Here is a 21,978-nt window from a genome sequence, read left to right as displayed (position 1 = left end):
GCGCTACCGGTGGAGAAGGTGCCGTTGTGGAAACCTTACAGCACGCCGCGGCGGATCTGGTCGCGTTCGATGCTCTCGAACAGCGCGGTGAAGTTGCCTTCGCCGAAGCCTTCGTTGCCCTTGCGCTGGATGATCTCGAAGAAGATCGGGCCGATGCAGTTCTGGGTGAAGATCTGCAGCAGCTTGCGCTGGTGGGTTTCCGGGTCGGCATCGATCAGGATCTTGTTCTTCGCCAGGCGGGCGACGTCCTCACCGTGGTTCGGCACGCGCTGGTCGATCACATCGAAGTAGGTCTCCGGCGTGTCGAGGAAATCCACGCCCTGCGCGCGCATGGCTTCGACCGTTTCGTAGATGTTCTCGGTGAAGCAGGCGATGTGCTGGATGCCCTCGCCCTTGTACGCGTCCAGGTACTCGTTGATCTGGCTCTTCGGGTCGGACGATTCGTTCAGCGGAATGCGCACGATGCCATCCGGCGCGGTCATCGCCTTGGACACCAGGCCGGTCTTCAGGCCCTTGATGTCGAAGTAGCGGATCTCGCGGAAATTGAACAGGCGCTCGTAATAGTCCGACCACTGCTGCATGTTACCGAAGTACAGGTTGTGGGTCAGGTGGTCGATGAAGGTCAGGCCGAAGCCCTTCGGGCGCAGCTCGGCGCCGGCGATCAGCTCGTAGTCGCCATCGAAGATGCTGCCGGCATCGCCGTAGCGGTCCACCAGGTACAGCATGCAGTCACCGATGCCCTTGATGACCGGGGCGTTCACCGCCTTGCTCTCCGGCTTGAAGGCGATGGCTTCGGCGCCATTGCCCAGCGCGGTCTGGTAGACCTCCGCGCCCGGCTTCTTGAAGCGGATGGCGAAGCCGCAGGCGCACGGGCCGTGCTTTTCAGCGAAGTCGGCGGCGAACGAATCGGGGTCTTCATTGACCAGGAAGTTGACGTCGCCCTGGCGATAGACGGTAATCGGACGCTGCTTGTGCTTGAGCACCGCGCTGAAGCCCATCTTGCGGAAGTACTCGTGCAGCTCGGCACCACGGCCGGCCGGTGCGGCGAATTCGACGAACTCGAAGCCGTCGATGCCCATCGGGTTTTCGAAGGTGGTGACCTGCATGCCGGGGTTGGGATGCGAGGCGGACGGGACTGCGGTATTCATGGCGTGGCTCCGAATCGGTGCCGCATCGGCACAAACCAGGTGCGGGCGGGGTTGGACCCGGCGAGAATGCAGGGTACGGACCCAACACTTATAGTTACACTTGAAACCACCAGCAAGGTGCACCGCAACATGAGCCCCGCCGATCCCGTTTCCACCCGCCTGCGTGCCTCCCACGTCCTGCTCGACCTGGAACAGTTCCTGCCGTACCGGCTGAGCGTGCTGTCCAACCGGGTCAGCGGCAACATCGCCAAGCTGTACGGCGACCGCTATGGCCTGGCCATTCCGGAGTGGCGGGTGATCACCATCCTGGCGCTGTACCCCGGCTCGTCGGCCAGCGAGGTCTCCGACCGCACGGCAATGGACAAGGTCGCGGTCAGCCGCGCGGTGGCCCGCCTGCTGGAGCGCGGTTTCATCAAGCGTGAGACGCATGGCGATGACCGCCGCCGTTCGGTGTTGGCGCTGTCGGCGGCGGGATTCGAGGTATACGAGACGATCGCGCCGATGGTGATCGAGATCACCCGCAAGCTGATGTCGGTGCTGAGCGAGGAAGAGGAGCAGGTGCTGGAGAAGCTGATCCTGCGCCTGGCCGGCGATGGCCTGGAGCGGATGGGCGAAGGGGTCTGACCCCTTCGGGGCGGCGCCCTCGCCGCCCTTGGTAGGTGTCGACCTTGGTCGACACATGGATCCACGCCACGCGTGGATGATGTCGTGGGCTGCGCTGTGAGGGATCCGGCGCAGGCCATTGATGACGTGCAACGCGCGGTGTTCATGGCCCGCCGACGAACGGTCTTTCAGCCGGGTTCGACTCAACGTGTCGCGTTTACCACCTGATGTTTCGGCATCGGGCCGGTAGAGTCATGACCGACGGAGCGGCTGTATCGACATTCGCGTATCGAGTGGCATTGCCTATTGGACGGCGGGCTGCACAGGCCTGAGGGTGGGAACGCAGCGGCGCTCCGCTGCCGGGGTTGAAAGCCCGTCACTCAAACGCGTAACGACGCTGCACCCATGGTGCCCATCTTACGGTGGGCGCCATTCTGCAGCCGGGTCTGCCCTATGGCGGGCGGTGCGTGGGGCCTGGTGCCCACCGTTTTCGCGTTTGAGCGGTCTTTCAACCACGCACCGCCTGCCGCCTTCCCGGCGGCCCGCTAAGGAGCTTCGCCATGACACGCCCCCATCACCCCACCACCGGGCCCATCGACCGCGATGCCGACCTGCAGCGCATCGATGAGGCCTTGGCCACACTGGAAACCGTCACCGAGGCCTGGCTTGAGCATCATCGACTGAGGGCCTGCCAGCCAGGCCTGCTGCTGTCGTTGAACCGGCTGCTTGACCTGACCAGTCTCGCCAAGGGCTATGCCAGTGCGTTGCGGGTGATTGCCGAGCCCTGACCCTGATGGAAAGCACCTCATGGATGACACACCGCGCCCCACCCTGCCGCATACCAACGACCTGCTGGCTGATATCCGGACACTGATATCCACGGCCCGCGCCGGAATGGTCAGGACCGTCAATGTCAAACTGACGCTGCTTTACTGGCGTATAGGACGTCGCATCCATGTCGATCAGATGGGTGGACATCGGGCACGCTATGGGGAGGTCCTGTTCAAGCGCATCGCAAGAACGCTGTCTACCGAGTTCGGCGGCTCGTTCGGTGAAAAGAGCCTGCGCAGGATGGTGCAGTTCTCCATCGCATTTGCCGACGAGCAGATTGTCGTATCACTGCTACGACAATTGAGCTGGACCCATTTCATCGCGCTGATTCCGCTGTCTGATCCACTCAAACGCGACTTCTACGCCCAGATGGCCAGCACGGAAGGCTGGAGTGTCCGCATGTTGCGCCAGCGCATCGATTCGATGCTGTACGAACGCACAGCACTCTCCAGCCAGCCCGAACAGACAATCGCCAATGAGCTGTCGGCGTTGCGCAGGAACCAGCAGCTCTCCCCAGGCCTGGTCCTGCGCGACCCTTACGTACTGGATTTTCTCGGGTTGAAGGACTGCTGGGACGAACAGGAACTGGAAGGCGCCATCCTGCGTGAAATGCAGGGGTTCCTGCTCGAACTGGGGCAGGCTTCAGTTTCGTCGCCCGCCAGAAACGCATCCAGATCGACGACGATGACTTCCATCTCGACCTGTTGTTCTACAACCGCCGCCTGCGCAGGCTGGTGGCCGTCGAATTGAAGATCGGTGACTTCAAGCCAGCGTACAAGGGCCAGATGGAGCTCTATCTGCGTTGGCTGGATCGTTATGAACGAGAGGAAGGGGAAGAGGCGCCGCTGGGCATCATCCTTTGCACAGGCAAGAAGGCAGGCCAGATCGAGTTGCTGGAGCTGGACCGCTCAGGCATCCATGTGGCGGAGTACCTGACCTCCCTTCCCTCCCGGGAAGTCCTCAAGCAACGACTGCAGGCCGCCACCGAGCGTGCCCGGCAACGCATGGAACTCACTGCTGAAGACATCGATCCCTAGCCTCCACGCAGCAAGGATCGACAGATCCACGCCATGCGGGGATGACCCGCTCGATCAGCTCAGATGCTTGCGCCGCGCATGGATCCACGGCACGGCAAGCGCGCCGATGGCGCCACCGGCAAAGCCCAGCGAGGCAGCAACAGTGGCCGCTTCAACCGCCCCGGGCAACGCCAGTGCGGCAGTGACCAGCAGCAGCGACGGCAGGCCGACGAAGGTGCCCAGGAAGAACGGCCAGCGCGGCGACCAGGTGTTGAGCTGCAGCAGGCTGACCGGCTGCCACGCTTCGGACGAGGCATCTTCGGCGATCTTCGCCACCACTCTGCCCAGATCCACTTCCGGCAGCAGCTTGCCCGGACGGGCGGCGGCAATCGCCTCGGCCACGGCCTCGACGGGCGGGAAGCTGCCCGGCCACGCCACCGGTGCCGGCACGCCATAGGCGGTCAGCAGCGGCACGCTCAGCCATGGCGCCACCAGCGGGCGCAGCCTGCGCCGCCCATGCACACACCAGATCTGCGGCTGGCCGTGTGCGGTCACGCTGTACAACGCCAGCTCGCTCGGCGGCGGGTAGCCCAGCATGGTCACCCGGGCCGCCAGGCTGTCCTGGTCCATCGCACGCAGGAAGCCGGGACGGCTGCGCCCTTCCTGCATCCAGGCCAGCCCAAGCGCGCCGACCAGATAGGCCTCGGCGACATCCTTGCTGCCCGCGTTGGCGCGGTCATCACTGGCCAGGTACCAGGCCAGTGACTTCGGTTCGGGCACATCGGCCAGGCCCCAGCGGCTGTCGTCGCCCAGCACATGGCGCACCGGCAGGCGGGCCGGTGCGGTTTCACCACGCTCAGCGGGCTGCAGGAACGGCAGCACGCCCTGCACGAAACTGGACAGGTCGATCGCACGCACGCCGTTGCCGTGCCATTCCGGCGGCAGCAGGCCGGCCAGCTGTCCTTCGGCGGCGAGTCGATCCAGCCGCGCCTTCTGTTCCACCAGCTTCTGCACCGCGCCTTTCAGCACCACGTTGTCGGGCAGGGCGATCTGCGGCAGCCGATGCCGCGGCGGTGCCAACTCCAGCGTGTCTTCGCCGGTGCCGGCGTCATCCAGCAGGGCTTCCTGCGCAGGCAGGCTCACGCCATCGGGTGCCTCTCCTTCGGCCAACGGGCTGGCAGGTTCGGGCAGGCGTTCGGCGTGGTCGCTGTGCATGGGCGCTCCGGTCGCGCCGGGTGGCGCAGTGAGGTCCTTGCCATTAACGGCCGAAGGGTAATGATCTGTAGATCCACGCCACGCGTGGATGGCCGGGCAGCGGGCGGGAAACGCCGGGCGCTACCGGTCAGGCGCCCACTGCTTGAGGAACGCCATCACGCGTGCGGTCTGCACGGCATTGCCCTTGCGCATCGCTTCGCTGGGCTGCGGCGCCAGCAGGGTGCCGTCGGCATCGATCACCAGCAGGTGCGGGTGCTCGCCTTCGAGCGGCGGGAACTGGCCGAGGAACGCCGCGTTCGGGTTCTCGGCGCTGTCGTTGACCTTCACCCACACGTAGTGGGCATCACGGAAGCGGCGCAGATCGCCATTGCCTTCCACGGCTTCATCCAGCGCATGGCAGGGCTCGCACGCGGCGTTGCCCACTTCCAGGATGATGCGCTTGTTGCCGCGCTGGGCCTCGACCTTGGCCGTTTCCAGGTCGGCAACGGGATTGCGGGCCGGGTCGAACTGCGCGCCAAGCCCGGCAATGGCGGCGATGTCGGCCGCCGCCGGGGTGTTGCCCGAGGCCACCGGTTCGCTGGGGTCAGCGACCGGTGGCTCGGTGGGGCGGGTGTCGAGGGGCTGCGTGGGCTCGGGGGCCGCGGGAGGTTGAGGCTGCGAACAGGCGCCGATCAGCGCCGCACACACCACTGCCACCACTGCACCACCGAACGATGTACGCATGCCCACTGCCCTCTCATTACTTCACGCCATGCATCAGCTTGTTGATCAGCGGCGCGACCAGGAACAGGACCACACCCGAACCGATCAAGGCCCAGAAGCCGAAGGTATACCCCTTCAGGGCCGATTCGACCGTCATGCCGCCTTCACCGCTGACCGCACCGGCGAAGATGCCCGACAGGTTGTTGCCGATGCCGGTGGACAGGAACCAGCCGCCCATGCCGAAACCGACCAGGCGCACCGGCGCCAGCTTGGTCACCATCGACAGGCCGATCGGCGACAGGCACAGCTCACCGACCGACTGGATGACGTAGACCATGAACAGGGTCCAGAACGGGATCTTGCCGTCCACGACCATGGTCGACAGGGCGAACATCAGCAGGGCGAAGGCCGCGCCGTTGAACAGCAGGCCGAGGCCGAACTTGCGCGGGATGGACGGATTGGCGCGGCCCAGGGCCACCCAGATCCACGCGATGATCGGCGCCAGGGTGATGATCGCCACCGAGTTGACCGACTGGAACCACGCGGTCGGGAAGGTCCAATCACCCAGCTGGCGGTTGACGATGTTCTCGGCCAGGAAGGTGAAGGAGCTGCCGGCCTGTTCGAAGAACATCCAGAACATGACGTTGAAGGCGAAGATGATCAGCATGGCGATCACGCGGTCGCGCTGCACCTTGCCCTCGCGGATGCCTTCCACCAGCAGCAGCACGGCCAGCGCGGCAAACATCACGCCGAGGATCCAGGCCAGCGCGGTGGCGCCGGTGGCGAGCAGGAAGTAGGCCACCGGAATGGCGAACAGCGAACCGACCAGCACCATGACGATGCGGCCGAAGCCTTCGGCACCGGCCGGCGGTGCGCCGATGCCCTTCAGGCCGGCACGACCGATGTAGAACCACACCAGCGAGATCAGCATGCCCACGCCGGAAGCGATGAACACGACCTTGTAGGACGGCATTTCCGAGGTGCCGAAGACCTTGCGGGCCAGGTACTCGGTCAGCACCGGGGCGATCATCGCGCCGATGTTGATGCCCATGTAGAAGATGGTGAAGCCCGAGTCGCGGCGTTCGTCCTTCAGGCCGTACAGCTTGCCGACCATGGTCGAGATGTTGGGCTTGAACAGACCGTTGCCGACGATGATCGTGGCCAGGCCGAGCTTGAAGATGTGCTCCTGCGGCAGCGAGATCATGAACAGGCCGACGGCCATGATGATCGCGCCGGTCAGGATCGATCGCTGGTACCCCAGCACGCGGTCGGCCACGTAACCGCCGAAGATCGCTGCGGCGTACACCAGCGCCAGGTAGGCGCCGTAGATGCGGCTGGCGTCGCCTTCACCGGCGGCATTGCCGTTGTAGAACTGAGCAACGATGTACAGCACCAACGCCCAGCGGATGCCGTAGAACGCAAAGCGCTCCCAGAACTCGGTCATGAACAGCATCCACAACGGGCGCGGGTGGCCCATCGTGGTGTTGAAGTCCGGCAGCGCCGGCTCTGGGGTGTTCGCAGTGGCGTTTACGCTCATGCGGAATTCCTGGTTCGGTGGATGGAGGCACGTCCGATGTGCGGTGAAGCAACGCGCGAGGATCACCGACTTCTGGCGTTCACGTCAAATACACGCCGTTTGAGGCAGGTCGCAGCCTGCTCGCTGAACTTGCATCTGAAACGATCCAGCCAGCCGCGGGCGGCCAAGCTGAATGGGGATCAGGCCAGATCCGGCGGGGGCGCGGCCTGCAGGGTGGTGCGTACCTGGAACAATTCAGGGAAGAAGGTCAGTTCCAGCGCCTTGGCCAGGAAGCCCACGCCGGACGAGCCGCCGGTGCCGCGCTTGAAGCCGATCACCCGCATCACCGTGCGCATGTGGCGGAACCGCCACAGCTGGAAGGCCGTTTCCAGGTCCACCAGGTCCTCGCACAGCGCGTACTCGCGCCAGTAGCGGTCGGTGTCCTGGTAGATGCGTTCGAAGACCGGCTGCAGGCTGTCGTCGGCCACGTGTGGCTGGGTCCAGTCGTGCGCCTCGTACACCGCCGGCACGGCGTGGCCGAAGCGGGCCAGGTACTTCAGGAATTCCTCGTACAGGCTCGGCGCCTCCAGCACGGTGCGCAGCTGCGCCTGCCCGGCCGTGTCGTGCTCGAACACCTGCAGCATCTGCGCGTTCTTGTTGCCCAGCAGGAACTCGATGTAGCGGTACTGCAGCGACTGGAAGCCCGAGGACGGACCCAGCACGTCGCGGAAGCCCATGTACTCGGACGGGGTGAGCGTTTCCAGCACCGACCACTGCTCGGTCAGCTGGCGCAGCACCTGCTTGCTGCGCGCCAGCACCTTGCGGCACTGCCAGACCTCATCGCGCTGCAGGAAACCGATCGCCGCACCCAGCTCGTGGCCCAGCAGCTTCAACCACAGCTCGGAGGTCTGGTGCTGGATGATGAAGAGCATCTCGTCGTGATGCGGCGGGTTGGACAGCGGCTGCTGCGCGCTGAGCAGCTGGTCCAGCCGCAGGTAGCCGCCGTAGGTCAGCCGCCCCTGCAGATCGGTGTGGATACCGGCTTCGAGATCGCGTTGGTTGTTGTCGACGGACATGGGCGGGACCAGATCGGGGGCGGCAAGGGTAGCGCGTTGCCGCCGCGCTGGCAGCCGCGATGACCGTACCGGGGCGTGCGGTAGGCCTGTGGAACGGTGGTTGCGCGTGGAACCGTTTGCGCCGTTCTACTGGCGCTCAGCCCAGCGTCGCTTGTGATGCTTTGCAGCAATGGCTGAATACGTTGAAGTTATTGGCATCATGCGCCCGGAAGGGGGTACAAAGGCCGGTGGGCCGTGCTGCGCCGCAGGACGGCTTTTTCGTACGCATTCCTTAACATGGCGATTCATATCATTTGTAACTTCTCTGTCGAAGGTGCAGTACGCAATGACGGTTGCCGCTGAGTTCAAGATCGAATACCTGCAGTATCTGGACACGGACGGCACGCTCGTCCGCGATGACCTGCCCGAAGCCCTGCGCGACCCACGCGCGTTGCTGCCGATGTTCAAGCAGATGCTGTTCGTGCGCGTGTTCGACGGCAAGTCGATCGCGCTGCAGCGCACCGGCAAGCTGGGCACCTACGCGGCCTGCCTCGGCCACGAAGCCGCGCATGTGGGCATCGGCGCCTCGATGCAGAAGGACGACGTGTTCGCACCGTCCTACCGCGAGTACGGCGCGATGTTCATGCGCGGCGTGCGCCCGCACGACGTGCTGATGTACTGGGGCGGCGACGAGCGCGGCAACGACTACGGCGGCAATGCCGCCAAGGACTTCCCGTTCTGCGTGCCGATTTCCACCCAGTGCCTGCACGCCGCAGGCGCTGCGCTGAAGTTCAAGCTCAACAAGGAACCGCAGATCGCGGTGGCCGTATGCGGCGACGGTGGCAGTTCCAAGACCGACTTCTACGCGGCACTGAATTCGGCCGGTGCCTACAAGCTGCCGCTGATCCTGTGCATCGTCAACAACGGCTGGGCCATCTCGGTCCCGCGTTCGGCCCAGACCGGTGCCGAGACGCTGGCACAGAAGGGCCTGGCCGGCGGCCTGCACTGCCTGCAGGTGGACGGCAACGACCTGATCGCGGTGATGGCCGCCATGCTGCAGGCGCGCGAGCGTGCCCTGGCCGGCGACGGCGGCACCGTGCTGGAACTGATGACCTATCGCCTGTCGGACCACACCACCGCCGATGACGCCCGCCGCTACCGCGACGACGCCGAAGTGAAGGATGCCTGGCAGCGCGAGCCGATGCTGCGCCTGCGCAAGTACCTGACCAACGCCGGTGTCTGGAGCGAGGAAGAAGAAGCTGCCTGGACCGCCGAGTGCGGCAAGCGCGTGGACGAGGAAGTGAACCTGTACCTCAACACGCCGGTGCAGCCGGTCGAGGCGATGTTCGATTTCCTCTATGCCGACCCGCCGCAGGACCTGCTGGCCCAGCGTGCCCAGGCGATCGCCCTGGAGCAGCGCCATGGATGAGATCAAGAACGGCGCGTCCAGCGCGCATACCAACGCCGCCGACAGCGCTGCCGTCGCGCGCGGAGAACAGAACATGACCGACACCCCGATCACCCTCATCGAAGCCATCACCCAGGCGCTGGCCTGGGAGCTGGAGCACGACAAGTCGGTGCTGGTGCTGGGCGAAGACGTGGGCGTCAACGGCGGCGTGTTCCGCGCCACCGCCGGCCTGCAGCAGCGCTTCGGCGCCGACCGCATCCTCGACACCCCGCTGGATGAAACCACCATCGCCGGCCTCACCATCGGCCTGGCCGCACAGGGCATGAAGCCGGTGGCCGAAGCGCAGTTCGATGGCTTCATGTACCCGATGGTCGACCACATCATCTGCCACGCCGCGCGCCTGCGTTACCGCACTCGTGGCCGCCTGCACTGCCCGATGGTGCTGCGCGTGCCGTGGGGTGGCGGCATCCGTGCGCCGGAGCACCACAGCGAGGCCAACGAAGCGATCTTCACCAACGTGCCGGGCCTGCGCGTGGTGCTGCCGTCCTCGCCGCAGCGCGCGTATGGCCTGCTGCTGGCCGCGATCCGCGAGCCGGATCCGGTGATCTACATGGAGCCCAAGCGCATCTACCGCCAGTACAAGGAAGTGGTCGTCAACGACGGCGAAGCCCTGCCGCTGGACGTGTGCTTCGTGCTGCGCGATGGCACCGACGTGACCCTGGTGACCTGGGGCGCGCAGGTGAAGGAAGCGCTGGAAGCGGCCGACAAGCTGGCCGGCGAAGGCATCAGTGCCGAAGTCATCGACGTAGCCACGCTGCGTCCGCTGGACTTTGCCACCATCGCCGAGTCGGTGGCCAAGACCGGCCGCTGCGTGATCGTGCAGGAGGCCCCGAAGACCGCGGGCTTCGGCGCGGAAATCGCCGCACGCCTGGCCGAGGAATCGATCTACGACCTGCTGGCTCCGGTCGAGCGCGTCACCGGTTACGACACCCACATTCCGCTGTTCCGCCTGGAGATGAAGTATCTGCCGAGCGTGGAGCGGATCGTGGCGGCGGCCAAGCGCGCGGTGGCGGCAGGCTGACATGCGGGCCCGCCTTCTCGGGGCTTACCGCAGCCAGTATCCCAACCCGCTCCGGTTCCGCACCGGCCAGATCGTCGAAGTAGGCGTACGTGACGAGGAATGGCCGGCGTTTGCCTGGGTGCGCACCAGCGATGGGCGCGCCGGATGGGCACCGGTAGCGTGGTTGCAGCTGTTGGACGATGGTCGCGCCGAAGCCCTGCGCGACTACGACGCCCGCGAGCTGGATGTGGAGAACGGCGAGATGGTCAAGCTTCATCACGAACACGGCGGGTGGTGGTGGTCCGAGCGCGCCAATGGCGCGACGGGCTGGTTGCCTGCCCGCGAACTGGAACTGCTGGAAGAGAACTGCAAATGAGCCAGACCAAGAACTTCAACCTGCCCGACCTGGGCGAAGGCCTGCCGGACGCGACCATCGTCGAGTGGTTCGTCAAGGAAGGCGATGTGATCAAGCTGGACGAGCCGCTGGTCTCGATGGAGACCGCCAAGGCCGTCGTCGAAGTGCCCTCGCCGTTCTCCGGCACGGTCCTGAAGCTGTCCGGCGCTGCCGGCGACATCATCACGACCGGCGCGGTGCTGGCCAGCTTCGCGCTGGACCCGAACCTGCCGCAGCGTGCTGACGGCCAGGACACCGGCCACAGCCACGGCCATGCCGCACCGGCTGCCGCCGCAGCTCCGACGCCGCCGCCGCTGCCCACCGCAGCCGCCCCGGTAGCTGCAGAAGAAGCCAAGCCGGCTGCCGCCGAGCGTGATGACGCCGGCACCGTGGTCGGCGCGATGCAGAGCTCCAACGCTGTGCATGCCGAACAGGCGCTGGCCGTGGGCGGCGTCAAGGCCGTGCCGGCGGTGCGGGCCACCGCCCGCAAGCTGGGCGTGGACCTGAGCCGCGTACGTGCCACCGGCGCCGACGGCGCGGTGACCATGGCCGACGTCAAGCAGGCCGCCGCCGACGGCAGCGCGAAGATCGGCACGGCACCGACAGCGGTTGCTGCACCGGCTACCGCCGCACCGGCGCCGGCCCAGGTGGCCGCACCGGTACAGTCCGACGCACGTACCCCGCTGTCCGCTGCCGGCAAGCCGATGCGCACCCAGCCGCCGGGCGTGGTCGCCAAGGGCCAGCCGGAACCGCTGAAGGGCGTGCGCCGCAACATGGCCCGCGTCATGGCCGATGCGCACAGCAAGGTCGTGCCGACCACGCTGAACGACGACGCCGACATCCACGCCTGGCTGCCGGGCAACGACGTCACCGCACGCCTGGTGCGCTCGATCGTGGTCGCCGCGCAGAAGGTGCCGGCGATGAACGCCTGGTTCGACGGTGAAGCGCTGACCCGCACCCTGCACGCGCAGGTGGACATCGGCATCGCCGTGGATACCGACGACGGCCTGTTCGTGCCGGCCCTGCGCAACGCCGACATGCTCGACGCGCGTGGCATCCGTGAAGGCGTGAACCGTCTGCGCGAGCAGGTGGAAGCGCGTTCGATCGCGGCCTCGGAATTGAGCGGCTACACCATCTCGCTGTCCAACTTCGGCATGTTCGCCGGCCGCTACGCGACCCCGGTCGTGGTGCCGCCGTGCGTGGCCATCGTCGGTGCCGGCCGTGCCCGCCACCAGATGACCCCGGTGATGGGCGGCGTGGAAGCGCACAAGGTCATTCCGCTGTCGGTGACCTTCGACCACCGCGCCGCCACCGGCGGTGAAGCGGCCCGCTTCCTGCGCGCGATGATGGACGATCTGGCGCTGGCCAGCTGATCGGTAGGTGCCAACCTTGGTTGGCACATGACCTGAAAAAGCGCCGGGCACTGCCCGGCGTTTTTTTGTGCCTGCTCCACTATGTCGCCCAGCCATGCTCGGCTGCTTTTCAGTAGATCCACGCCATGCGTGGATGAAGGCATGAAACAAGCCGAGCTTGGGCTCTGCTATACGAAATTCCTGGATCAATCGCGCGCGACCATGCCCTCGGCGCGGCTGTAGACACGCAGGCGGTGGCCATCGGGGTCGACACCGACGAAGGTGTGCCCGAATTCCAGCGTTACCGGCGCCTGGGCGATCTGCACACCGAGTGCGCGCCAGGCATCGTGCAACTGCCGCACTTCATCAGGATTGGCCACCACCATCGCCAGTTCGGCGGCGCCAGCCCGCGCATGCACTGGCGGCTGCACGTCGTCGCGCTGCCACAGGCCGAGCGCGGCGCCATCGCCGAGCAGGAACAGGGCAAAGCCGGGCGACTGTTCGACCGGTGCCGTGCCGAGGATGCCGCTGTAGAAGGTGGCGCTGGTGGCAACGTCGCGCACGTACTGCAGCAGGGTGCTTGGCTTGAACATGGGAAAGCTCCTTGGTTGGGAGCGGTCATGGTGGCCCTGCCCTGCTGACAGATCCTGTCAGCAGCGTCGAGCAAGCTCGACACCTACCAAAGCCAGAGCAACGACCAGAAGCGGTCGAGCAGGCTCGGCCTCTACCAAAGCGGATACATCACGAACGGTCCAGCCAATCCGGAGCGATGCCCTGCGCCTTCTGCCAGCGCCGCAACAAGGTCGCGCGTGGCACCAGGTAGTGCTCTTCCAACGCACGCGCATGGCGAATACGATCCAGGCGGAAATGACGGAAGTCCTCGCGGCCCTCGCACCACGCCGCCAGCATCGGCACTTCATCGAAGTACCCCAGTGCGAACGGCCAGACCACGCGCTCGGTACGCCGGCCCTGCGCATCTTCATAGGCGAACTGCAGCCGCTGCTGCGTGCCCACCGCTTCGCGTACGGCCTGCAGCCGCGCCGGGGGTACCTTGGCCGTCGTTCGCGATGGCCCCACCCGCAGGCCGCTGTCACGCAGCGCCTCGCGTCGCGCCGCCGGCAGCACATGCGCAATGCGCGCCAGGGCATCACGCGCGGCCTCGGCCAGGGCCGGCTCGGTGCGTGCCGCCACCCAGCGCAGGCCAAGCACCAGCGCGTCGATCTCGGCCGGTGGCAAGGTCAGCGGCGGCAGCACATCGCCCGGTTCCAGCTGGTAGCCGACACCGGCTTCCCCGCGCAGATCGGCGCCCTGCTCGCGCAGCGTTTCAATATCGCGGTACAGCGTACGCAGGCTGATGCCCAGTTCTTCGGCCAGCGCCTGCCCGGCCACCGGCCGGCGATGGCGGCGCAGCACCTGCAGCAGCTGGTTCAGGCGCAGCGCGCGGGACATCAGCCGACCAGATCGCGCGACGGCACCACGTGCTCGCCCGGCTTTGCCGCCAGCGCCGCATCCACCAGCGCGTGGGCAATCACCGGTGCCGGATTGATCCGCCAAGCACGTGGCAACACCAGCCCCAGCACACCCAGCACCTGCAGCGCGAAGTGTTCGCCACGGCGGACCTCCTGCCGCTCGCCGCCGATCAGCCCCGGCCGCACCAGCGTCAGCGACGGGAAACCCAACGCGCGCAGGTCGCGCTCCAGCTCGCCCTTGACCCGGCTGTAGAAGATCGACGAACGCGGGTTGGCGCCTGCGGCCGAGTTCAGCGCGAAGGCCTGGGCACCCTGCGCAAGGGCCAGGCGGGCGAAGGCCAGCGGGTAATCGTGGTCGATGCGATGGAACGCCTCGCGGCTGCCGGCCTGGGCGATGGTGCTGCCCAGGGCGCAGATCACCGCGTCCACCCGGGCCCAGTCCGGCGCATCGGGCAGCCGGGCGAAGTCGAGCACCGGGTTGTGCAGTTTCCCGTGCGGCGCAGCCAGCGGGCGACGGCTGGGCGCGACCACGGCGCTGCAGCGGGGGTCAGCCAGCAGCTGCGACAGGGCGTGGCCTCCGACCAGTCCCGTCGCCCCCAGCAACATCACACGCATACCCACCTCCACTGCGGCATCCTGTCGCCCATCCTATCGGTTCAAGCCACCGCCGGTTGCGCCGATATGCTGTGACCAGCCCCCTGCCATCCCAGGATGCGTTCCATGACGGACCAGCCCGACCCCCGCCCTGCCCCCGGCACCGCCATCGGGCCGCCTGCGCGCGTGCGCGCGGTGGTCGATGACGGGCGCGGCGATCGGGTGGTACTGCAGGGCGGTAGCAGCGTGGCGTTGCAGCAGCTGTTTGCCGGGGCCGATGCCCCCGAGCCGCTGCTGGCCGCCTTCGCCAATGGCATGGCCACCCTGCCGGGTGAACTGGGCGACATGGGTGATCGCCTGCAATCGGCGCAGGCCAGTGCCGACTGGCCGCGCTATGGCCGGGCGATGCGGCAGCTGATCGATAAATACATCCGCACCATCGACCAGCACTCGCCCGATGGCCAGCCCGACAGCCTGCGCCTGTCCGAGCAGCTGCGGTTGCTGCTGGGCGGCGCGGTGGTCGCGCTGCTGCAGCACGATCCCGACCTGCGCGAGCAGGCGCAGGCCCTGGCCGTACGCCTGCGCCAATGGCAACCGGGCGCGGCACTGGAACCGATCGAACAGGGCGCGCGCGAGCTGGGCCACCAGATTGGCGTGCGCGCCGAAAGCTGGCAGGAGCAGCAGGCGTTGTTGCTTGAGTTGTTCGCCCTGCTGCTGGAGAACGTCAGCGAGTTGCTGGATGACCGCAGCTGGCTGCAGGGCCAGATCGCGGCCGTGCGCCAGTTGCTGGCCGGGCCGCTGGAAGCCGAATCGGTCGAGCGCACCCGCGCCGAGCTGCGCGAGGTGATCTACAAGCAGGGCCTGCTGCGGCAGGGAATCGACGATTCGAAAGCGGCCATGCGCAGCTTGATGGGCGAGTTCATCGAGCGCATGGATGGCATGGCTGCCAGCACCGGTGAATACCACGACCGCATCGGCAGCTACGCGCTGCAGTTGCGCGAGGCGCGCAGCATCGCCGACCTCAACCACCTGCTGCAGGAAGTGATGCAGGACACCGGCAAAGTGCAGCAGCAGGCGGCGCAGGCGCGCGATCACCTGGCCAGCGCGCGGCAGGAAGTGGAACGCGCCGAACAGCGCATCAACCAGCTGGAACAGGATCTGCGCGCGGCCGGCGATCTGGCGCGTATCGATCCGTTGACCCAGGCCCTGAACCGGCGTGGCCTGGATGAACTGCTGCAGCGCGAGCTGGCCCGCGCCGCACGCAACCACTCGCCGCTCGGACTGGCGGTGATCGACCTGGATGATTTCCACCAGACCAACGACGAACACGGCCATGCCGGCGGCGACGCGCTGCTGCAGCACCTGGTGGCGGTGTGCCGCCTGCTGCTGCGTGCCACTGATGGCATCGCCCGGCTGGGCGGCGACGAGTTCGTGCTGGTGCTTCCCGAAACCCCCGGCGCGGACAGCATGGCCACGGTGCAGCGGCTGCAGCGCTCACTGGCGCATCGCGTGCTGACCCTGCAGGAGCGGCGCATCCCCGTGCATTTCAGCGCGGGCCTGGCGCAATGGCAGCCGGGAGACGATGCCGATACGCTGCTGCGGCGCGCCGATGACGCGCTGTACGCAGCAAAGCGCCAAGGCAAGAACCGGGTACACGCGGGCTAGCTCGCGGGTAGGTGCCAACCTTGGTTGGCGCTTGCGGGAACAAAACCGCCGACCAAGGTCGGCCTCTACCGGGCAAGGCGCCGGAAACCGCTGGGTAGGTGCCAACCTTGGTTGGCACGCGCGGGGAATAAAACCGCCGACCAAGGTCAGCCTCTACCGGGCAAGGCGCCGGAAACCGCTGGGTAGGTGCCAACCTTGGTTGGCACGCGCGGACAACAAACCGCCGACCAAGGTCGGCCTCTTCCGCGCAGCGGGCCGGCGCTTACTTGCCGCGCAGCTTCTGGAACCCGGTCACCGCCGCCAGCACGATGGCACCGGCGATGATGCCGACCACCATGTTGCCCAGCGCGTTGACCAGCCAGCCCCACTGGCCTTCACCGCCCAGCGCCTGCACCGCGTGGTGCAGCGCCGGCACGTTGTGCACCAGGATGCCGCCACCGACCAGGAACATCGCCGCGGTACCGGCCACCGACAGGAACTTCATCAGCCACGGTGCCGACACCAGCAGGCCACGGCCGACTGCCGCCAGCGCCGCGCCCTTGCGCGACAGGTACAGGCCCAGGTCGTCCAGCTTGACGATGCCGGCGACCAGCCCGTAGACGAACACGGTCATCGCCAGCGCGATCACCACCAGGGTGCTGACCTGGTTGATGAACGACGCCGTGGCAACCACGCCCAGCGACAGCACGATGATTTCGGCCGAGAGGATGAAGTCGGTGCGGATGGCGCCCTTCACCTTGTCCTTTTCCCACGCGACCATGTCCACCTGCGCATCGGCCAGCGCCTTGCGCCGCTCGGCCTGGTGTTCGGCGTCCTCATCGGCAGAATGCAGGAACCGGTGCGCCAGCTTCTCCACGCCCTCGAAGCACAGGAAGGCGCCGCCGATCATCATCAGCGGCACGATCAGCGGCACGTTCCAGCCGCGGCTGTGCAGCCAGGCTTCCAGCGCGCTGATCGCCAGCGCCGCCGGCACCAGGATCACCTTGTTCACCAGCGAGCCCTTGGCCACCGCCCACACCACCGGCAATTCACGGTTGGCGTTGACGCCGGTTACCTGCTGCGCGTTCAGCGCCAGGTCGTCGCCCAGCACGCCGGCGGTCTTCTTGGCGGCGACCTTGGTCAGCACCGAGACGTCGTCGAGCAGGGAGGCGATATCGTCAAGCAGGGCAAACAGGCTGGCACCGGCCATGGGGGATCCAGTAAAGGGAATGAGCGGATTCTGACCGATCAGGCGCCACCTGCGGTAGCGGGTTCACCGCGCGCCCACCGGGCGGCAGGGACACTGGAAGCGTAATCCGGTCCCGCCGGCGGCGGGATCACGGACATCGGGTCGTCGTCTTCGAGGAGTGTCGTTTGAGCAATCCGTCCACCGCCACAGGCAATCCGCCGCTGATCAGGGGCATGAACCGGCGCAGCCAGATCCTGCGCCTGCTGATGCGCTACCGCCATTCCGGCGTGTTCTCCGGCATGAACCTGGACGCTGCCGGCAGCCACACCGACGTGCCACCGGACGGCAATCCGGAGCAGTTCGTCAGTGACCTGGAAGCGCTGGGGCCCACCTTCGTCAAGCTGGGGCAGATGCTGTCGACCCGTCCGGACATGGTGCCGGTGGAGTTCGCCACCGCGCTGGAGCGCATGCAGGAGAAGGTGGCGCCGATTCCGGTCGAACGCATCCACGCCATCGTCGAGCAGGAACTGGGTGCACCGGTGAACAAGCTGTTCGCCGCATTCGATCCGCAGCCGCTCGGCTGTGCGTCCATCGCCCAGGTGCATCGCGCGGTGCTGCACGACGGTCGCGAGGTGGCGGTGAAAGTGCAGAAGCCCGAGGTGGCCGCGCAGCTGCGTTCGGATCTGGAAGTGCTGCGCAGCTTCGCCCTGGCCGCCGACCATCTGACCCAGATCGGTCGCCGCGTGCGCCTGCGCGACTGGCTCAATGAATTCGCCAAGACGCTGATGCAGGAGCTGGACTACCACGCCGAGGCCGAGAACCTGTCGCGCTTCGGCCGGCACCTGAAGCCGTTCCGGCGCCTGTGGATTCCGCAGCCGCTGTGGGACTACAGCAGCCATCGCGTGCTGACCATGGAACTGGCCACCGGCGTACGCGTGGATGCCATTCCCGATGTGCGCCGCACCGAACAGGCGATGGACCCGCTGGCGGCGGCGCTGATCCGCGGCTATCTGGACCAGATCTTCGTGCACGGCGAAATCCACGCCGACCCGCACCCCGGCAACCTGCGGGTGATGCCTGATGGGCGCTTGGCCATCTTCGACCTGGGCATGGTCGCGCACATGCCGCCGCGGCTGCGCGAGCGCCTGCTGAAGATCCTGTTTGCCGCCGTCGATGGCCGCGGCGAGGAAGTGGCCGACGACCTGATCAGCATCAGCACGCGGCTGGAGGCATTCGATGAGGAGCGCTACCTGCGCGAGACCGGCCAGCTGATCGCACGCTATGCCGCCAGCGCGAATTTCTCCGAAGGGCGCGTGGTGCTGGACATGGTGCGCATCGCCACCTCATCCGGGTTGCGCACGCCGCCGGAGCTGAGCCTGCTCGGCAAGGCGCTGCTCAACCTTGAAACCGTATGCCGCCTGCTGGCACCGGATCTGGACACGCGCCGCATCGTCGAACGCCAGCTGCAGCACGTGATGCGCGCGCGCCTGAAAAAATCGCTGTCGGCCGCCAACCTGGCCAGCGAGGCGATGGAGCTGCAGCAACTGCTGCGCGACGGGCCGCGCAAGCTGTCGGACATCATGGCGCTGCTGGCCGAGAACCGCCTGCAGATGAAGGTGACCGGGCTGGAAGAATCGCGGCTGATGGAGAACCTGCAGAAGATCGCCAACCGCGTGGCCGCCGGCATCATCAGCGCCGCGTTGATCATGGCGGCGGCAATGATGATGAAGATCGACACCGGCTGGCATGTGCTGGGCTATCCCGCCATCGCACTGGTGCTGTTGCTGATCGGCGTGGTGCTTGGGCTGGGCATCGTGACCAGCGCATTGTTGTTCGATCGCCGTGCGCGTTCGCGCGAGGAACGCGGGCATCGATAGTGTCGCATCCACGCTCGACGTGGATCAGCGAAAACAGTGCATTCATGCAGTTTTTTAATGCAATCGAGCGTGAGTTTTCACGCTCGATTTACGTTCGCAGCGTGATATCGCGCGCACGATTTCAACAAACATTTCAGTCAGGTTCGTGCATGCACTATCGGGTCATCGGCCTGTCATGCAGATGTGCTTGCAGCAGCGCCGGTCGGATGGACACGCGTCGGTACGACGTCCATCGCCACCCCGTCACTGCCGAAGCTGCCTATGCTCTGGATTCTGCTGCTGTCGCTGTTGCTGCTGTCCTGGTTGTTCCTCGCGTCCGCAAAATGGGTGTGGTGGAAAGCAGGCTTGTTCTCGCTGTTGCTGCTGGCGCTCAGTGCCTGGTGGCTGATCGACAAGCTGTCCGGTGACGGACTCAACGCCGCCACCCTGTACCACCTGGGTGCGGACATGGAAGGCGCCGGTGTCGCCGACTTCAAGGGCTATATCGCCGGCTTCATCGTGCTGGCCGCCGTGTCGCTGCTGCCGCTGTTCGCTACGCGGGTGAAGCGTTGGCGCCGCCCCACGGCCGGTGGTGCATGGTTTGCCGGTTTCGCCGCGCTGTGGGTGGCCACAATCATGATCAGCCCACTGGCCCGCGATGGCCAACGCCTGTACCAGCAGCTGCGCCCGGTGGATTTCGCCCGTATCGCCCCCGAATACCAGGTGCCCACGCAGGCCCTGCAGCGCCCACGCAACATCGTCTGGATCTACGGCGAGAGCCTGGAGCGCACCTATCTGGATGAGGCCGTGTTTCCCGGCCTGATGCCCAATCTCAACCGCTTGGCGGCCAGGTCGCTGGATGTACGCGGGCTGGCCTCGGCCGAAGGCGGTGGCTGGACCATTGCCGGCCTGGTGTCGTCGATGTGCGGCGTGCCGCTGACCACCTCGCAGGGGGATGAGAACAGCATGGACCGCATGGGCAGCTTCCTGCCCAAGGCCGTATGCCTGGGCGATTACCTCAAGCAGCAGGGCTACACCAACCATTACCTGGGCGGTGCCAACGGCCAGTTCGCCGGCAAGGGCCAGTTCCTGGCCAGCCACGGCTTCGATGAAGTGCATGACCTGGCGTGGTTCAAGCAGCAGAAGAAGATCGGCCGTATCCACTACTCGGCGTGGGGCGTGCATGACGACGTGCTGCTGGACACCGCCTACCAGCGCTTCGAGCAGCTGTCGCGACAGGATGCGCCGTTCATGCTGACCACGCTGACCATGGACACGCACCACCCGGCCGGGCACCTGCCGGTGGCCTGCAAGGGCGAGCGCTACCAGAGCCAGTACGGCAACATCGGCATGCTCAATGCGCTCAAGTGCACCGACCGCCTGATTTCGCAGCTGGTCGAACGCATCCAGGCCAGCCCGTACGGCAAGGACACGTTGATCGTGATCGCCTCCGATCACCTGGCCATGCCCAATGACCTCAGCCATATCCTGACCAAGCAGAAGCGCGAGAACCTGCTGTTGTTCCTCGGTGATGGCGTGGCCCCGCGCCAGCTGGCCGCCGAAGACGGCTCGACCCTGGATTCCGGGGCCACCCTGCTCAGCCTGCTCGATCCGAACCTGCAGACGATGGGCTTTGGCCGTTCGCTGCTGGACGACAAGCGCGCGCCGAGTGCCAGCGCCGCGGCACGCCGCGATGGCGGCCGCGACTATCCGCAGTACCTGGCCTTCGCCCGCTCGCTGTGGCTGGGTGAGCCTACGCGGCAGCTGAAGATCGACAGCGACGACCAGGTGGTGGTGGGCCTGCAGCACGTGCAGCCGCCGGTGCTGCTGGAATACGACAAGGACTGGGACCTGAAATCGGTGTACCTGGAAAACACCTCGCGCCAGTTCGACGATGCCGACCCGGACAACACGCTCGCCTACGTTGATCGCTGCACCGCGTTCGAGGATGGCTCGGCCGACGGCGACTGGTGCGCGCTGCTGGTGAACCGCGACAACGGCATCAAGCTGTACCGGGATGGCCAGCTGCGCAACGGCATCGACGTGGATGCACCACTGGATGCCTTCCAAGGCCCCCGCCCCAGCGTGCGCCAGGCGCACATGATCACGCAGAAGGGCCGCCGTACCCGCGCCGGCCAGTACATGCTGCAGCTGGTGGCGAGCACGCGCCCGGATCGCGGTTTCTGGATCGAAGCGGTGTCCTCGCAGCGCAAGGTGGTGCTGGCCCAACAGTGGGTGCAGCCTGATGCCGATGGCAAGATCAACGTGTCATTCGGGCTCGACCACGAAGTGGATGATCTGGAAATCCGCGCGTGGTTGAACCATGCCGAGAAGCTGGCGGTGGATACCTTCGCACTGGTGCCCTCGCGCGGCCGACCGCGGGGGTAAAGGGGGTTCGGCAGGGCTGCGCCCTGCACCTGCCGAAGCAGTAGTGCCGGCCGCTGGCCGGCAACCTCAACGGCAACAGCCAAAGCAACAGCAACAGCTGGGGTTCCGTGGGGTGGCGGAGCGGTGTGGGTTGGCAGGACACGCCGTAAACCCGTCCTTGGGGGCTCGATGGCGCCATCCATGGCGCCAACGGTCCTGCCAACCCACACCGCCCCGCCTCTGACAGATTCCTGCAGCTGTCGGTAGGTGTCGACCTTGGCCGACACTTCTGTCAGATATGGAAATCAATCCGGGGTCAGATCCGTTTTCTTGCGGAAAATGGATCTAACCCCATCTGCATGAAATCGAATATTTCGATAGTTCATCGAAGAGCATCCACGCATGGCGTGGATCTACGTGTCGACCAAGGTCGACACCCATCAACAGCAACACAGAACACCGTTCCGACATATCGCAGAAATCTGTCGAAGGCGGGGTGGGTCCGGTTGCGGGGGTGTCCGCGGCATGGATGCCGCGGCCAAGCCCCCAAGGACGGGTT

Annotated in this window: 18 protein-coding genes and 1 pseudogene; 10 read left to right on the top strand and 9 right to left on the bottom strand. The window is 66.3% G+C overall.

Going from position 1 to position 21,978, the window contains the following annotated elements; genetic code table 11:
• Positions 1-35: 35 nt before the first annotated feature.
• On the bottom strand, positions 36-1,148 hold the full coding sequence (gene hppD / locus AC3WTC_RS15980) for a 4-hydroxyphenylpyruvate dioxygenase (protein ID WP_170919610.1): 1,113 nt from the start codon (positions 1,146-1,148) through the stop codon (positions 36-38).
• 129 nt (positions 1,149-1,277) lie between these two features.
• Here hppD and AC3WTC_RS15975 point away from each other — a divergent pair, with 129 nt between their 5' ends.
• The 3 genes and pseudogenes from AC3WTC_RS15975 (at position 1,278) to AC3WTC_RS15965 (ending at position 3,619) form a co-directional block, all read left to right on the top strand.
• Positions 1,278-1,772: a MarR family winged helix-turn-helix transcriptional regulator gene (locus AC3WTC_RS15975; RefSeq protein WP_049467584.1), complete on the top strand. Its 495-nt coding sequence runs from the start codon at positions 1,278-1,280 to the stop codon at positions 1,770-1,772.
• 539 nt (positions 1,773-2,311) lie between these two features.
• Positions 2,312-2,539: a hypothetical protein gene (locus AC3WTC_RS15970; RefSeq protein ID WP_080149671.1), complete on the top strand. Its 228-nt coding sequence runs from the start codon at positions 2,312-2,314 to the stop codon at positions 2,537-2,539.
• 19 nt (positions 2,540-2,558) lie between these two features.
• Positions 2,559-3,619: pseudogene (locus AC3WTC_RS15965) on the top strand (PDDEXK nuclease domain-containing protein).
• Between the two features lie 54 nt (positions 3,620-3,673).
• On the opposite strand, the gene AC3WTC_RS15960 reads toward AC3WTC_RS15965, so the two are convergent.
• The 4 genes from AC3WTC_RS15960 to AC3WTC_RS15945 form a co-directional block, all read right to left on the bottom strand.
• Complete coding sequence (locus AC3WTC_RS15960; protein WP_088101782.1) at positions 3,674-4,813, bottom strand: hypothetical protein; 1,140 nt, start codon at positions 4,811-4,813, stop codon at positions 3,674-3,676.
• A gap of 120 nt (positions 4,814-4,933) precedes the next feature.
• Positions 4,934-5,536, bottom strand: coding sequence for a thioredoxin family protein (locus tag AC3WTC_RS15955; RefSeq protein WP_025874588.1), 603 nt, complete (start codon positions 5,534-5,536; stop codon positions 4,934-4,936).
• 16 nt (positions 5,537-5,552) lie between these two features.
• Positions 5,553-7,052 carry a peptide MFS transporter gene (locus tag AC3WTC_RS15950; protein WP_033832413.1) on the bottom strand — a complete coding sequence of 500 codons (1,500 nt, stop codon included), beginning with the start codon at positions 7,050-7,052 and terminating at the stop codon, positions 5,553-5,555.
• A gap of 179 nt (positions 7,053-7,231) precedes the next feature.
• On the bottom strand, positions 7,232-8,107 hold the full coding sequence (locus AC3WTC_RS15945; protein WP_025874586.1) for a tryptophan 2,3-dioxygenase: 876 nt from the start codon (positions 8,105-8,107) through the stop codon (positions 7,232-7,234).
• 325 nt (positions 8,108-8,432) lie between these two features.
• On the opposite strand from AC3WTC_RS15945, the gene pdhA reads away from it, so the two are divergent.
• From pdhA to AC3WTC_RS15925, 4 genes are read left to right on the top strand one after another with little or no spacing between them, the layout of a single operon-like run.
• Positions 8,433-9,515 carry a pyruvate dehydrogenase (acetyl-transferring) E1 component subunit alpha gene (gene pdhA, locus AC3WTC_RS15940; RefSeq protein WP_032976633.1) on the top strand — a complete coding sequence of 361 codons (1,083 nt, stop codon included), beginning with the start codon at positions 8,433-8,435 and terminating at the stop codon, positions 9,513-9,515.
• On the top strand, positions 9,508-10,575 hold the full coding sequence (locus AC3WTC_RS15935; RefSeq protein ID WP_025874584.1) for an alpha-ketoacid dehydrogenase subunit beta: 1,068 nt from the start codon (positions 9,508-9,510) through the stop codon (positions 10,573-10,575). Before pdhA ends, AC3WTC_RS15935 begins: the two co-directional genes overlap by 8 nt.
• A gap of 1 nt (position 10,576) precedes the next feature.
• Positions 10,577-10,930, top strand: coding sequence for an SH3 domain-containing protein (locus AC3WTC_RS15930; protein WP_025874583.1), 354 nt, complete (start codon positions 10,577-10,579; stop codon positions 10,928-10,930).
• Positions 10,927-12,321, top strand: a complete 1,395-nt coding sequence (locus AC3WTC_RS15925) for a dihydrolipoamide acetyltransferase family protein (protein WP_492711908.1) — start codon at positions 10,927-10,929, stop codon at positions 12,319-12,321. Before AC3WTC_RS15930 ends, AC3WTC_RS15925 begins: the two co-directional genes overlap by 4 nt.
• A gap of 185 nt (positions 12,322-12,506) precedes the next feature.
• Here the strand turns inward: AC3WTC_RS15925 and AC3WTC_RS15920 are convergent, their stop codons facing one another.
• From AC3WTC_RS15920 to AC3WTC_RS15910, 3 genes are all read right to left on the bottom strand, one after another.
• Positions 12,507-12,893 (bottom strand): VOC family protein, encoded by a 387-nt coding sequence (locus AC3WTC_RS15920; protein WP_492711906.1) that lies wholly within the window; start codon positions 12,891-12,893, stop codon positions 12,507-12,509.
• A 148-nt stretch (positions 12,894-13,041) separates the two neighbouring features.
• Positions 13,042-13,749 (bottom strand): helix-turn-helix transcriptional regulator, encoded by a 708-nt coding sequence (locus AC3WTC_RS15915; protein ID WP_140228453.1) that lies wholly within the window; start codon positions 13,747-13,749, stop codon positions 13,042-13,044.
• On the bottom strand, positions 13,749-14,384 hold the full coding sequence (locus tag AC3WTC_RS15910) for an NAD-dependent epimerase/dehydratase family protein (RefSeq protein WP_492711904.1): 636 nt from the start codon (positions 14,382-14,384) through the stop codon (positions 13,749-13,751). The genes AC3WTC_RS15915 and AC3WTC_RS15910 overlap by 1 nt, the downstream gene beginning before the upstream one ends.
• A 105-nt stretch (positions 14,385-14,489) precedes the next feature.
• On the opposite strand from AC3WTC_RS15910, the gene AC3WTC_RS15905 reads away from it, so the two are divergent.
• Complete coding sequence (locus AC3WTC_RS15905; protein WP_032976627.1) at positions 14,490-16,028, top strand: GGDEF domain-containing protein; 1,539 nt, start codon at positions 14,490-14,492, stop codon at positions 16,026-16,028.
• Positions 16,029-16,290: 262 nt separating this feature from the next.
• Here the strand turns inward: AC3WTC_RS15905 and AC3WTC_RS15900 are convergent, their stop codons facing one another.
• Positions 16,291-17,217 carry a DUF808 domain-containing protein gene (locus AC3WTC_RS15900; RefSeq protein WP_025874576.1) on the bottom strand — a complete coding sequence of 309 codons (927 nt, stop codon included), beginning with the start codon at positions 17,215-17,217 and terminating at the stop codon, positions 16,291-16,293.
• A 212-nt stretch (positions 17,218-17,429) separates the two neighbouring features.
• Here AC3WTC_RS15900 and AC3WTC_RS15895 point away from each other — a divergent pair, with 212 nt between their 5' ends.
• Together AC3WTC_RS15895 and AC3WTC_RS15890 are read left to right on the top strand one after the other, a co-directional pair.
• Positions 17,430-19,073 carry an ABC1 kinase family protein gene (locus AC3WTC_RS15895; RefSeq protein WP_223483053.1) on the top strand — a complete coding sequence of 548 codons (1,644 nt, stop codon included), beginning with the start codon at positions 17,430-17,432 and terminating at the stop codon, positions 19,071-19,073.
• A 261-nt stretch (positions 19,074-19,334) separates the two neighbouring features.
• Positions 19,335-21,440, top strand: coding sequence for a phosphoglycerol transferase I (locus AC3WTC_RS15890; protein ID WP_492711903.1), 2,106 nt, complete (start codon positions 19,335-19,337; stop codon positions 21,438-21,440).
• Positions 21,441-21,978: the final 538 nt, after the last annotated feature.

Source organism: Stenotrophomonas sp. FW305-C-20-S1 (genome assembly GCF_058783335.1).
Note: the sequence above shows the minus strand (reverse complement) of the source record. Positions and strands in the feature narration are given on the sequence as shown.